A 13,661-nucleotide genomic window follows, 5' to 3' on the forward strand; every position below is an offset into this window, starting at 1 on the left:
GTAGCTCTTTCTTCTGCTGATTCTGAGTAAAGCATAAATGGGGTTAATTGCATGCAAAGTTTCTGAAGGAAGTGGGGTTACGAAAGGGTGGTGGACTTTGGTAATGACGAAGGACTAGGGACTAGGGCAGTTCTGCTCTTGCTGTGGAGCGATCCCAGCCTGGCCGCAAAACAAATACGCGGCGAGGGTGGGGCGTCCGAACTTTATACCTTCGGGAGAGATGCTCTAAACTCGCGATAACCGCAGAAATTCCATAAATGCTTTTACCCGTTGCAATCAACGCGAAACCACCGAGAATGGTAACAAGGCAAATGATGAAGGCGTAGTGCGATCCCCGAGCCTGGCTCGCGACATTGCCTGAAACCACCGCAGTCTCTAAGGCCTCGCGGTGTGCGCTCTGCCGCTCGGCCATCGCCATTATGCGTTCAGCGCCATTCGGTATCACTTCGTTATATCTGGCTAAAAGGCCCGGCGGCGGCAGAGGTCCAGTAAATGAGACCGATTGCGTAACAGTAGCGATTGAGGTATTTGCCTGGGGTGGCGGAGGATTGTTGCGGTTGCGCTTACGATTGGTCACAAGGTATTAAGCAGCCTGCATTTCTGACTCATTCTGATAAATTGCGTCAGCTAAATCTTGTCCCACAACAATTCAATCGGCAGCAATAGCCTTGGCGTCCGCTTCCTCAGTCGTTTCGCTTCTGTTGTAGTCGTCGAATTGACCAAACATATCGAATACGCGAGCAGCGCCCGACACAAAAGACGGCTGTGCGAATAGAAAATCCGATTTCACTTGGCTTTCCATGATCTCCTCAGCACGTTATCAGTTATCGGCTGAACGCTTCCATCCGTAAGATGGGTCGGGACGAGAAAGGTTTCTCGCAAAGACTGTCGGCAAGGAATCGCCTGATTCCAAAGCCAATAGCGCCCTCAGTATTAAACATTGACTTAAAAAAGTCTACCAGAATAGTGAAGAATTATGTGAAACCGTGTCAAATCGACAATTCATTCACGGCGATTGCTCCCTCAGAACGAGCCCGGTTAGCTTGATGGGGGTTCCAGGCTACAAAGGCCCGAATCCTAGAAGATTCGGGCCGTGGTTTTTCTGTTCCGATTATGAGTGTGGCACAAATGCCCCTAATTGCATGCAAACTATTTTGAGGGCGGCACGGTACGAAAGGGTATTGGACTTTAGTAATGGGGGAAGGCAGGGAAAAGGGACAAGGGACAAGGGACTGAGGGACTGAGGGACTGAGGGACTGAAAAGCAGAAGCAGGTTCTTCCCTCCGCCTGAGAGACGGGTACGCATAGATACAAGCGATGGCAACTTTATAGGAAGTGAGCGGGAGTGCTATCCCACCCATTCGGCAAAGAACGCCGAATGGATGGGGCACCCGAATTTTGCGGTGATCCGAGAGGCTGCTACTGGGCGACGGGTGTGGCGGCGGCTGGCTGCGCGGGGGCTGCCGCAGGCTTGGGCTTGGGGGCTTCCGCTTTTTTGCTGGGCGCGAGGATGGCGTGCAGAATGGTGCCTTCCATGCGCGGCATGAACTCGACAACGCCAACCTCGCCTATGTCCTGAATGAGGCGGTTGATGATGTTGTAGCCCAGGTCGCGGTGAGCCATCTGACGACCACGGAAGCGGAGGCTGGCCTTGACCTTGTCTCCACCATTGAGGAACTTGACGGCCTGGTTCTTCTTGGTCTGGTAATCGTGTTCGTCAACAGTGACAGAAAACTTGACCTCTTTGACGATAATGACCTTCTGCTTTTTGCGCGCGGCGCGGTCGCTCTTGTCCTTCTCGTAGAGAAAACGGCCATAGTCCTGAATGCGGCATACGGGCGGTACGGCATTCGGCGAAACCTCGACCAGATCCAGCCCGCGCTCGCGAGCGATCTTTAGCGCCTCAAAAGGCGCCAGAATTCCCATTTGTTCGCCATTTTCGTCGATTACGCGGATCTCGCGTGCGCGAATCCTGTCGTTGATGCGGATAAAGGACTTAGCTGCTCGTTTATCGAATGCGATGGTGCTCCTCCATTGTCGTTCCGGCGGAGGATTCAATCCTCAGCAGCGGGAAACGCACCCTGAGTATAGCACTGGTTTGGTTACGAATGTGCATGCGGTAATGGCTCAGTTTGAAAAATCCCACAGGGGCTAAAGCCCAAAGACTTTATCAGCCGGATTTTCGGCACGACTGAAGTCGTGCCCTGTTACAAAACAATTCAAACTGAGCCAGTGCCTGCGTGCGGGCTGGGGAAAACGCGATCTTCCCTGGTGGACGGGCTGACGAGGGTTGCGGCGAGAGTGAGGTCGTCAGCGAGGGCAGCGATCCGGACACTGACTAGAGTGTTTGAGGGGGTAATTCTCTCATCCGCATTCCGGATTTCGATGGGGAGAAAGTTCTGGGTGAGAGCGGCTGTGCGGCCTTCCGCAGCAAGGGCTTCCGGCGTATGCAGAGTGATGGCGTCCAGGGTGCGGCCGATCATGGACTGGCGGTGCGCGTGGGTCTTTTCGCGGGCGAGAGTGCGGAGAGCGGCCATTCGTTCTGTGACAACGCGGGGCGGAACGGGCGACTGCCGGTGCAGTTCCCAGGCGCGCGTGCCGGGGCGTGGCGAAAATGGGAAGAGATGCAGGTAGCCGAAGGGCAGGGCGCGGATCAGCTCGTATGTCTCGGTGAATTCGGCGTCGGTTTCGCCGGGGAAACCGGTCATGACGTCGGCGCCGAGGGTGAGGGTGTCTCCGCAGGTGGCACTGAGCGCTGCGGCCTTTTCTACGTAGTGCCAGGGGCGGTAGCGGCGGTGCATGCGGCGAAGCACGGCGTCTGATCCGGACTGGAGCGGCAGGTGGGTGTGACGGGCAAGGCGTGTGGGTGGGAATTCGCGAAATAGATTGATGAGGTCGGCGTCCCAGTCCATGGGCTCAATGGAGCTTAGGCGGAGACGGGGTAATTCGGTTTCCGTGAGGATGGCGCGGACGAGGGCGGCGAGATTCGGATTGTTGTCGAGATTGCGTGGCAGGTCTCGACCCCAGCGGCCTAGATTGATTCCCGAAAAGACAAGCTCATTGCCTCCGGCGGCGACGAAATTTCGGACCTGGCGGAGGATGGATTCCGACGAGAGACTGCGCGAGTTGCCGCGGGTTTGGGGAATGACGCAGAAGGTGCAGCGGTTCCCGCAGCCTTCCTGAATTTTGAGGTTGGGACGGGTTTGGAGACCGGGCAGGACTTGGGCTTCTTCCAGAAAGGAGTGGGCGAAGGCGTCGTCGGCCCATATTGCCGCGCCGGAGTTGGTGAGGGCGGTGATGGGGACGATGGGAGACGCTGCGCTGGGTGAATTTGCGGCGAGGCTTGCGGCGATTTGCGGGGCGAGGGCTTTGTGGCTGTTGCCTACGACGGCGGAGACGCCTTCGATGGCGGCGAGTTCTTGCGGGGCGCGCTGGGCGTAACAGCCTGTGACGAGGATGCGGGCTTCAGGGTTGAGGCGATGGGTGCGGCGGATGTAGGCGCGGGCTTCGCGGTCGGCTTCGGCGGTGACAGAGCAGGTGTTGACGATGACGACTTCGGCTTGCGGCATGGGGTCCGATGCGAGTCCCGATGCGTGGAGACGCTCGGCGATGGCTTCGCCGTCAGCGCGGGCTGAGCGGCAGCCGAAGTTCTCGATATGGAAGCCGGGAGGCATAGGTTTAGTTTACGAGCAAAGAGAGATTTATACTGAGGCTTGACCACCCCTGCCTCCAACCTAGCCGCAGGCCGGCCTCCGCACACCAGCACAGAGCAGGTGGCGACGACGCTGCGGATTGTTGGCTACACGTCATTCACGTTTGTGGTGTACCTGGCGATTGGGCTGCCGCTGGCGATTCTGCCGCCGCATGTGCATCTGCGGATGGGGTTTTCTACGACGCTGGCCGGGCTGGTGATTGGAATCCAATATATTGCCACGTTTATGAGCCGGCCATGGGCGGGGCATATCTCTGACCGCGCGGGCGCGAAGGTGGCGGTGCTGTGGGGCATGGCAATGTGCGCGGTGAGCGGCGCGCTGCTGCTGGGGGCCGATTTGCTGAGTAGAGACCTGGTGCATTTCTCGCCGTGGCTGAGCATGACTGCGCTCATTGCCAGTCGGCTGGTGCTGGGCGTGGGCGAGAGCCTGGGTTCAACGGGGGCGACTTTGTGGGGCATCAGCGCGGTGGGGCAGGAGCATACGGCGCGGGTGATTGGATTTAACGGCATCAGCACATACGGAGCGATTGCGCTGGGTGCGCCGCTGGGAGTGATTCTGGAGGGGCGCTGGGGGTTTGGGTCGATTGGCGTGCTGACGATTGCGGTGTGCCTGGTGAGCCTGATCCTGGCGGTGGGAAAACGGCCGATTCCGGTGGTGCATGGCGATGCGCTGAGCTTTCGCAGCGTGCTGGGGCGCGTGGCTCCGCATGGGATGGCGCTGGCGCTGGGCGGCGTGGGCTATTCAGTGTTGGCGACGTTTGTGACGCTGTTTTACGCGAGCCGCCATTGGGACGGTGCGGCGCTTTGCCTGACGGCGTTTGGAGTGGCGTTTATTGCTGCGCGCATCCTTTTTATTCATGCGATACCGCGGTTTGGCGGCTTTCCGGTGGCGATTGCCTGCCTGAGCGTGGAGTCTGTGGGGACGCTGGCGATGTGGCGGGCTGAGACTCCGCTGGTGGCGGCGGTGGCGGCGGCGCTGACGGGGTTTGGGTTCTCGCTGGTGTTTCCGGCGCTTGGCGTGGAGGCGGTGCGGAAGGTGCCGGAGCAGAATCGCGGGTCGGCGCTGGGCGTGTACACGGGTTTCTCGGATGTGTCGTTCTTTCTGGTGGGGCCGGCGGCGGGTGCGATTATCGGCGCGTTTGGCTATGCGAGCGCGTTTCTGTTTGCGCTGATCTGCGTGGTGGCGGGGCTGGGGATTGTGCTGGTACTAAGCCGGCGTAATTCTGTCGCCTGACGCCAGCTACATTTCGCAATACAAGGCAGATTTTTGCGCAGGGCGAATGCTAGCATGGGTTCCTACCAAAATCCTTTTCGGAGATGGCTATGTCGCCCTTGTATGTTGTTCGCCTGTCAGGCAGTTTTCAGATGCTGCTGGTGCAGATGCCGGATTCTGTTCGCAAAGAAGTGCTGGATATCCTCAACGCGCTGAAGGCGGATGCGCATTTCATACCGAGTGAGACGGAGTACCGTATCACGCGTTCAGCGGACGATGCGGTTGTATGCGCGAAGATCGACGGATGGGATGGATGGTCTCTGAGCTGGCATCTGGAATTCGCTTCCGGGAACCTCGATCAGCCGATTGTTATGTTGAGCGCGATTTCTCCTGGCGTGACGGGAGCGGGGTTGGCGCCACAGGCTGGGACAAGGGATTTACCGACGTATATGGCGCCGCCAGCGGCAATGCCGCAGATGATTCAAGAGCAGCAGGCACAGATACAGCAAGGTGAGACGCCCGAGCCGACGGCTGCGGCGCAGGACCCGAACCTGTCATACGTGCGGGTGTTTTATTCGACGGATCGGGAGGAGACGATTCAGTTCGGCGTTGGACCGCAGTATGGGCCAGGGCGGTCGCAGGGTGGGGTGCTGCATTATGGCGAGTGCGAGATTTCGATTCCGAAGACGCATAAGCTGGGGATGCTGGAGAGCCCGTCGATTTTGCGGCTGGAGTTCAAGCCCGATCCGCAGAAGCATATTGTGCTTGCTTCGATAGAGTCGCTGGAGGAGCAGGCGTTTCTTACGGCTGTGGCGGATGCGGTGGACGAATCGGCGACGCGCGAGGCGTTTGTGTTTGTGCATGGATTCAATGTGGCCTTTGCGGATGCGGCGCGGAGGACCGGGCAGATTGCCTTTGACCTGAACTTTGTGGGCGCGCCGATTCTCTATAGCTGGCCTTCGAATGGGCGCGTGGAGGATTACACCTTTGACGAGACCAATGCGCAGTGGTCGCAGGACCACTTCAAGCGGTTTCTGTGCCTGCTGGCGCAGAATGTGAAGGCCGAGAAGATTCATGTGATTGCGCACAGCATGGGCAACCGGGTGGTGTGCGGAGCGCTGAAGGAGTTGAGCCTGCAGGCGGATAACCCGGTTGCGCTGAGCCAGATTGTTCTGGCCGCGCCGGATATGGATGCGGATACGTTCAAGGAGCTGGCGGCGATGCTCGGCAAGCTCTCCAAAGGCGTGACGCTGTATCAATCGTCGAAGGACAAGGCGCTGCTGGCTTCGAAGAAGATTCATGGAAATCCGCGGGCGGGTGAGCCGGTGCTTGTGATCCAGGGATTGGATTCGATTGATGCTTCGGCGGTGGATACGGATTTTCTGGGGCACGGCTACTTTGCCGATACCTGGGCGCTGCTCTCGGATATTCACGCGCTGCTGGCGAATGCGGAGCCTGCGGCGCGGAGGGTGGGGATGGTGGTAAGGCAGACGGCGGATGGAGCTTATTATGCGTTTCGGGGAGCGTGAGAGAAACTCTTTTAATTCTTGACGAAAGGTGTCCATTGGAGTACAAACTAAAAATGCAGGGCGTTGTGGAATTGCCTTCATACCTGAAGGAAGCAGAGAAGCTTTTTACCGAGGCCGAGCGTGAGGCGATTGCATGGATGGTGGCTTCCGACCCCGAATGCGGCGAGGTGATTCCGGGGACAGGTGGATTTCGCACGGTACGCGTGGGACGCGCGGGCATGGGAAAGCGCGGCGGCGCGCGAGTGATTTACATCCTGCGAAATGAAAACTATCCGATCTTTCTTACGGACGCATTTGCCAAGAACCAGAAAGAAAATCTGACCAGGAAAGAGCTGAATGAACTGGCCAGATTTGCCAGCGTACTTTTTGCCACATACGGGAGCAGGCGATGAGCGAAATGTTTGAGAGGATGATGAACAGCCTGAGAGAGGTGGAGACCTTTCTTGGCGGCGATTCAACGGGATGCCGGGTTCATATTCCCGCGGATATGGATGTGAAGGCGATTCGCGGGAGGCTGAAGATGACGCAGGCGCGGTTTGCCGATACGTTTGGGTTCAGCCTGGATGCGGTGAAGCATTGGGAGGGCGGCAGACGGACGCCGGAGGCTTCAGCACGGGCGTTTCTGACTGTGATTTCGAAGAATCCCGCAGCGGTGATTGAGGCGCTGCATCCGGTGAGTGCGGCGAAGGCTGCGCGGAAGAAGAGTGCGAAAGACGCTGCCTGATTGGGCTGATAGTATCCCATTCATGCGCGATGAAGCGCATGAATGGGGCACAGAAATTCATGACTGGGCCAACCGCCGATAGGTCCGGAAATGAACCGTGCTGTGTTCAGATATCATGAAACTCCGCATTCTTACGATAGGAATCTCCTTGAACCTGAACCGTCGCCGATTTCTCTTTCTTTCGTTGGCAGGAGCTACGCAACTGGTCCGAGGGGTGACATCTGCCCGCGCCGAACCCTCCCTGAAGAAGGTGCAGATTGTGATGGGAGAGGAACGGCTGGGACTGGTGCCCGTGGACTACACGGGGCTTAGCTATGAGGCTCCGCAACTCTACAACCCCGCTTACTTCTCCGAGACCAATACAAGTCTGGTTGAAGCCTTCCGCAAGCTGAGCTCGCATGGGGTGTTGCGCATTGGCGGTAACTTGAGCGATGTGACGCGGTGGAAGGGGCCGAACGGGGATTTTTCTACGCCCAAGCAGACTGCCGGTATTGAGTACGGTAAGACCTACTGGGAGTGGAAGCTGACCGACCCCAGTGTCCGGGCGAACAAGGATGGTGCGATCACGCCGGAAGCGATTCGGACCCTGGGCCGTTTTCTGCGTGCGACGGATTGGAAGCTGATCTATGGCTTGAACTTCGGATGCGGTTCCGCTGAGCGCGCTGCTGAGGAGGCCATGTACGTTACGCAGGAGGCAGGTGATCGCCTTCTGGCCTTTCAGGTTGGCAATGAAGCTGACTTTTTCGGAGGCCGGCCGCTCTTCCGGCAGAAACCCTACGACTTCGACCAATACTTTCGCGAGTACGGAGAGTTTGTGGACGCGGTGCGCGCCAGAATTCCGAAGGCTCCCTTTGCAGGGCCGGATACGGCCACCAACATGGATTGGGTGGATCGATTTGGCCAGCGCGTGGGCACCTCAGCGGTGATGCTTTCCAGCCACTTCTACGCGATGGGCCCGGCAAAGGACCCCAGCATGGATGCAGCCTTTCTGCTCTCCCACAACAAGAGGCTCGACCAACAGATCCAACAGGCGAAACAGGCCGTTGCCCACTCCGATGGCTTACGCTTCCGGATGACGGAGGGTAACTCCTGCTTTGGAGGAGGAAAACCGGGTGTCAGCGACGCATTTGCATCCGCGTTGTGGGGAGCGGATTACATGCTGACGTGTGCATCGGGCGGGTACTGCGGGGTAAACCTGCACGGCGGCGGTGATGGCCTCTATACGCCAATTGCAATCGGAGAAAACCTTTCGACTGAGCTACGCCCGCTCTACTTCGGCATGCAGTTCGCCGAGCAGTTTGCGGGGTGGGAACTTCAGAGTTGTGCCGTTGAAGGAGAGGCAAGTGAGGGAGAGGCAAACCTCACAGCCTTCCTTGCCCACAAAGGTAAAGAGCGTCAGCTGGCTTTGATCAACAAGGACGGAGCGCCGGTGGAGGTGCAGCTCAAGGGCGCCATCGGCGTCCACCACGCCGGCCACGCCATGCGCCTGAGCGGGCCCGGACTCGATGCGAAGGATGGAGTTACGCTGGCCGAGGTGAAAGCGCCTTCCGGAAGTACTTTTTCTGTTAATGGCTACACGGCGTTGCTGCTTCGTTGGCGATGAATGGATGCCGTGATCGAGACGCGATGAAACGAGATGACGTTGAAAGAGCTTCGCCGGGCGCGGGCCATGACGCAGGTGCGATTGGCAAAGAATCTCGGCGTGGCGCAGAAGCAGATTTCGGAGATTGAGAAGCGGACTGATATGCACATTTTCGACGCTGCGGCGGTCGATTGAGGCGATGGGTGGAAAGCTGTCCGGTTGTGCTGGCGGGGATTGCTTCGCTGGATGCTTGATGGGTCAGAGGTAAATGCGGATTCTGTACACGGCTGACGGGGGGCGTGGGATGTTGGCGGGAGTGCTATCCCAGGTCCTCAACAGCAAGGACCTGGGGCACCCGAGTTCTGTGATGGAATGAACAAGGTAAGACCTGGGCCACTGGCCCACATATCAATATTCCTTGCGCGCAGTCTTAGGTAAGACTAGAATTTCTATATTAATAGTTGAATGCAGTTCTGCTGGAAGGCAGATATTCAGCTAAAGTGGATCCCGCTTGACGGCGGCACCCAATGTTTTAATCACCACCTGTCGGGTGGACAACTTTGATCTGTCGGATCACGAGGTAAGTTATGCCTAACGAACAAGCCCCGCTACCTGAGCGGGTAGCAAGTCATTTTTCCCTCCTTCGCAAAGCAGCACAAGATCTCAATTCAATCTCTGATGAACTTTCAAAGTGCATTTCTGAAGTGGATATTGCACTTAAAAAGTTAAATTTGGGCATCACTGTCTGGGTTCCGGTTAGCAAGAATGGCGGAGGCGAATCCGACAGCTGGTATGTGAACCAAGATATTGGCTACGCTAAGATTGGTTCTACTTGGGGTGTCAGTCTCCGGACGATTGATGGTGACTATGCTTTACCGGAAAGTGAAGATATAGATAGTTGGTTATTCAATGATGCTCCGCGCACATTAAGAATTGCAGCAATTGAGAAAATTCCGGAGCTTCTTGAAAAATTAAGTAATGAGGCAATTGAAACTACGAAGAAACTTCGTGGCAAGCTGGCTGACGCGCAGGCGGTAGCGCAAGCAATTAAAGATGCGACTTTAGACACTCAACGCGTCTTGCTCGGGCCTCGCCGTACAAATTCCCAAAGATTAAAAGACGACGAAGTTCGCACCGCAATCTGTTCCACACTGCACAGTGCGGGTCACGCTTCTGCCGCCACTCTCTTATCCACCGCCACGTGGACCTTCGACGATTCTGGTTTACGTATCGAAGTAGCAAGCTTGGGAAAGAAAATGCTTGCTCTTACGGTAAATGCTTCCGCAGAGAAAATTATTCGTAACGAACTTAACCGGTTAGGCTACCCGGGGCTCATCTCGATATTTTCCACTACCGGAGTGCCAACCAATAAGGAGGGCCAATAATGGCCTCCTTAATACCCGGCATTTTCATTGCAACACTAGCCACACTGGTGATCGTCACTTTTGGAGTTCTGGTTTACTATGCTCTCCGAACAAAAGGTGACGTAATTGCTGAACTATCACATGGCAAGACAAGTCTGAGAATTGCGGCAAAAGACAAACGTCGCAATGACAAACAATTACATGAATAGAAACCAATGATTAAATCGCATCCTACACCACGACGGCCACCCCGAAGGGTGGCCGATGGTGTTTGCGCGTAGGCGCGGGTGTCTGGACGACTAGTCCTTACTCGGACTTCTTCCAGTTGATCAGGTCGCCGAGGGTGGTGGTGGAGCTGGAGACTGGGGCCTTGTGGGCGCTCTCCTTGTAACTCTCTACGGCCTGGCGGCTGGCTTCGTGGCCGATGGAACGCAGGCTCAGGCCCACCTTCTTTTCTTCCACGTTGATCTTGATGATCTTGAACTCGTGCTCGTCGCCCTGATCCATCTTGGCTGGTGTACCGCGCGGTGCGGAGCACCTTGCCGTGGACGACATCGCCGACGCGGTGGGTGGCGAAGAAGCTCTCCCAGACATCGGGCTGGAGCTGCTTGATGCCGAGGGAGAGGCGGCGGTTCTGCGGCTCAACGCCGAGAACAACTGCCTTTACCTTTTCACCCTTTTTGACGACTTCAGACGGGTGCTTGACGCGCTTGGTCCAGCTCAGGTTTGAAACGTGAACCAGTCCGTCAATGCCGTCTTCAATCTCAATGAATGCGCCGAAGTCGGTGAGGTTGCGAACGCGGCCTTCCACAATGGTGCCTGCCGGATAGCGCTCAGTGAGGTGCTCCCAGGGGTTTTCGAGGAGCTGCTTCATGCCGAGTGAGATGCGGCGGTCAGCCGGGTTGACGGCCAGGACCACGGTTTCGACCTCGTCGCCGGCCTTGACCAGCTTGGAGGGGTGCTTGAGGCGCTTGGACCAGGTCATCTCAGAGAGGTGAACGAGGCCTTCAATGCCCTGCTCTAACTCGACGAACGCGCCGTAGTCGGTGACCGAGAGAACGCGGCCGCGGACGTGTGCGCCGACGGGGTAGCGCTCGGTGGCATCGAGCCACGGATCAGGCGTGAGCTGCTTGAAGCCGAGCGAGACGCGCTGCTTGTCCTTGTCGAACTTGAGGACCTTGACCTGGATCTCGTCGCCGACGTTGACCAGATCGCGGGGGTGCGTGAGGCGGCCCCAGCTCATGTCCGTGATGTGCAGCAGGCCGTCAATGCCGCCGAGATCGACGAACGCGCCGTAGTCGGTGAGGTTCTTGACGGTGCCGGTGAGGACTGCGCCCTCGTCGAGGTTCTCAAGGGTGAGGCCGCGCTTGGCTGCGACTTCTTCCTCAAGAATCTCCTTGCGGGAGACGACGACGTTGCCGCGCTTCTTGTTGAGCTTGATGACGCGGACTTCGATCTGCTGGCCGAGATAGCCGTCGAGATTGCGGACGGGACGAATCTCAAGCTGCGAACCGGGAAGGAATGCCTTGATGCCGATATCGACGGTGAGGCCACCCTTGACGCGGCTGACGACTGTGCCGATGACCGGCGTCTTGTCGTTGGCTGCCTTCTCAATGGTGTCCCACACGCGGAGGCGCTGAGCCTTGTCATAGCTGACGAGATAGCCGCCCTCCGGCTCCTCGCGCTCGATGACGACTTCAATGACATTGCCAGCTACGAACTTGACTGCGCCGGTATGATCTGTGACCTGCTCGATCGGCACGAGGCCTTCGGACTTGAGGCCCACGTCGACCACGAGATGCTTTTCCGTCTGCTTGAGGACTGTGCCGGATACGACTTTGTCGCCGTAGGCTTCAACCGCAGCGGCTTCAGCAGCCTGCTCACGCTCAAATGCCGCAAGAGCCGCGGAGAAGTCATCCATCGACTCACCGTGCTCATGGAACTCAGCGTGCTCCGCTTCCCACTCCTGCGACGAAGACCTGTCGCCGGGGACCCCGGTTTCGGCTTCCGCAACAGATGCTTCTTCGGCGGACGCTTCCGCGACATAATCTTCTGCGATATGCGCTTCTGCAATGGGCGTTTCCGCCACATGTGCGGGGGCCGGGGACGAGATGGCTACCTGGGCTTCCACTTCCGGGGCCTCAACTGCAGAGGCTTCGAGTTCGGGAGTGTCGGCTAAGGGTTGTGGTGCGGCATCGGCGTCCAGCGCAGGGGCTGTGATTTCTTCGGGCTCGGGTGTGGACGTGGATTCGTGGGACGGCTGCTCCAGCTCCGTCTCAGGTTCAAGGACAGGGGTTTCAAGTTCGGTGTTCAGGGTTATGCTCTCGGTTTCGGGATTGAGGACGTTTGCCATCACTGCCAGCTCCAGGAATTACGCGCCGGCGCAAGCCGGCCTTCGCTTCCTGCTATCGCGCGGCCACATCCACCGGAAGTCCGCATGGCATAGTCCTTGTCATGGGCGGGTGATCCGGGGGTACCGTTTGACGAGCCCCGCTGGGGACTGCGAACGGCTCGTCTCCGTGAGGGTTTCCGACGTGTGATTATGCGCCCTTTTCGGAGCGCTCCCCAAGTCAGTTTCCGCGCAGGAAGCTACATAGATAAGTGTAGCTTTATGGGAAGCCTGAGTCAATTCGGGACGATTCCAGATGGTGGAGCGGGTGAGGGACCGCAAATACCGGGAGAATTCCCGCGAAATGCTGGGGACCAAAGCGCGCGCGGCGGGGCGGCGGCGATGGTGCGGAGAAAAAAATCCTGTAAATGTTGACGGCGAGTTTGGCGCGGGGGTTGTGATCCGCTTGAACGCGGGGGTTAAAGCCCGGAGATATTTTGCGCTTGTTTTTGGCACGACTTAAAGTTGTGCCCCGATACAGACTTTGACTCGAACTCGCCCACCAAGCGGCGCATCGCTTGCCTATACTAGGCAAGCGATGGACATTCTGTGGACTCCCTGGCGGTATAGCTACATTACGGGCGCGGACAGAGCAATGAAGCCGGGCGTGCCGGCGAAGCTGGCTGCGTGGCCGGACGATAAGGGCTGCGTCTTCTGCAACCTGCTGGCATCGGTAGATTATGCGATTGCGCAGGGGATGGATCGGGATGAGGCTGAGGCTGCCGCTGGGCTGGTGTTTCGCGGCGAGCGGTGCTTTGTGTGCCTGAATGCGTTTCCGTATACCAGCGGGCATGTGATGGTGATGCCGTATGCGCACCTCAACCGGCTTGCCGCAATGCCGGTGGAGACGGCGCATGAGCTGGTGGAGCTGGCGCAGCGCACGGAGCGGGTTCTGGAGGCGCTGTACAGGCCGCATGGGCTGAATTTTGGACTGAACCTGGGCGAGGCTGCGGGTGCTGGAGTGGCGGGACATCTGCATCTGCACGCGCTACCGCGTTGGGTGGGCGATACGAATTTCATGACCGTGATTGGCGAGACGCGCGTGGTTCCGGAGTCGTTGGAGATTACGTGGAAGCGGATGCGCGAGGGGTTTTCGGTTGTTTGAGCTGCGACGGATCGCCGGCAGGAAGCATTGTGTGCGGGATTGA

13 protein-coding genes are annotated in these 13,661 nt (G+C 57.9%); 8 read left to right on the forward strand and 5 right to left on the reverse strand.

What is annotated here, in order from left to right; genetic code table 11:
- Positions 1–121: 121 nt before the first annotated feature.
- From ABSG47_RS09510 to ABSG47_RS09525, 4 genes are all read right to left on the reverse strand, one after another.
- Positions 122–577, reverse strand: a complete 456-nt coding sequence (locus ABSG47_RS09510; protein ID WP_424169215.1) for a DUF2335 domain-containing protein — start codon at positions 575–577, stop codon at positions 122–124.
- A 72-nt stretch (positions 578–649) separates the two neighbouring features.
- Positions 650–802: a hypothetical protein gene (locus ABSG47_RS09515; RefSeq protein ID WP_424169217.1), complete on the reverse strand. Its 153-nt coding sequence runs from the start codon at positions 800–802 to the stop codon at positions 650–652.
- Positions 803–1,419: 617 nt separating this feature from the next.
- Positions 1,420–2,058 (reverse strand): translation initiation factor IF-3, encoded by a 639-nt coding sequence (infC, locus tag ABSG47_RS09520; protein WP_481133027.1) that lies wholly within the window; start codon positions 2,056–2,058, stop codon positions 1,420–1,422.
- A 161-nt stretch (positions 2,059–2,219) separates the two neighbouring features.
- On the reverse strand, positions 2,220–3,674 hold the full coding sequence (locus tag ABSG47_RS09525) for a MiaB/RimO family radical SAM methylthiotransferase (protein ID WP_424169219.1): 1,455 nt from the start codon (positions 3,672–3,674) through the stop codon (positions 2,220–2,222).
- Between the two features lie 39 nt (positions 3,675–3,713).
- Here ABSG47_RS09525 and ABSG47_RS09530 point away from each other — a divergent pair, with 39 nt between their 5' ends.
- The 7 genes from ABSG47_RS09530 (at position 3,714) to ABSG47_RS09560 (ending at position 10,145) form a co-directional block, all read left to right on the forward strand.
- Complete coding sequence (locus tag ABSG47_RS09530; RefSeq protein WP_424169221.1) at positions 3,714–4,946, forward strand: MFS transporter; 1,233 nt, start codon at positions 3,714–3,716, stop codon at positions 4,944–4,946.
- Between the two features lie 89 nt (positions 4,947–5,035).
- Positions 5,036–6,454, forward strand: a complete 1,419-nt coding sequence (locus tag ABSG47_RS09535; protein WP_424169223.1) for an alpha/beta hydrolase — start codon at positions 5,036–5,038, stop codon at positions 6,452–6,454.
- A 65-nt stretch (positions 6,455–6,519) separates the two neighbouring features.
- The gene (locus tag ABSG47_RS09540; RefSeq protein WP_424169225.1) at positions 6,520–6,846 is read left to right on the forward strand and encodes a type II toxin-antitoxin system RelE/ParE family toxin; all 327 of its coding nucleotides are present in this window, start codon (positions 6,520–6,522) and stop codon (positions 6,844–6,846) included.
- Entirely contained in the window at positions 6,843–7,178 is a 336-nt protein-coding gene (locus ABSG47_RS09545; protein WP_424169227.1) for a helix-turn-helix domain-containing protein, read from the forward strand. Before ABSG47_RS09540 ends, ABSG47_RS09545 begins: the two co-directional genes overlap by 4 nt.
- 115 nt (positions 7,179–7,293) lie before the next feature.
- Positions 7,294–8,781 carry a hypothetical protein gene (locus ABSG47_RS09550; RefSeq protein ID WP_424169229.1) on the forward strand — a complete coding sequence of 496 codons (1,488 nt, stop codon included), beginning with the start codon at positions 7,294–7,296 and terminating at the stop codon, positions 8,779–8,781.
- Positions 8,782–8,814: 33 nt separating this feature from the next.
- On the forward strand, positions 8,815–8,955 hold the full coding sequence (locus ABSG47_RS09555) for a helix-turn-helix domain-containing protein (protein WP_424169231.1): 141 nt from the start codon (positions 8,815–8,817) through the stop codon (positions 8,953–8,955).
- Positions 8,956–9,347: 392 nt separating this feature from the next.
- A complete protein-coding gene (locus ABSG47_RS09560; RefSeq protein ID WP_424169233.1) occupies positions 9,348–10,145 on the forward strand; it encodes a hypothetical protein in 798 nt (265 codons plus the stop codon).
- A 76-nt stretch (positions 10,146–10,221) separates the two neighbouring features.
- Here the strand turns inward: ABSG47_RS09560 and ABSG47_RS09565 are convergent, their stop codons facing one another.
- A complete protein-coding gene (locus tag ABSG47_RS09565) occupies positions 10,222–12,477 on the reverse strand; it encodes a 30S ribosomal protein S1 (RefSeq protein WP_481133028.1) in 2,256 nt (751 codons plus the stop codon).
- A 574-nt stretch (positions 12,478–13,051) separates the two neighbouring features.
- Between ABSG47_RS09565 and ABSG47_RS09570 the strand changes: the two genes are divergently transcribed.
- On the forward strand, positions 13,052–13,618 hold the full coding sequence (locus ABSG47_RS09570) for an HIT family protein (protein WP_424169235.1): 567 nt from the start codon (positions 13,052–13,054) through the stop codon (positions 13,616–13,618).
- The last annotated feature ends 43 nt before the right edge of the window (positions 13,619–13,661 follow it).

This window comes from Occallatibacter sp. (assembly GCF_049510455.1).
Lineage (GTDB): Bacteria > Acidobacteriota > Terriglobia > Terriglobales > Acidobacteriaceae > Telmatobacter.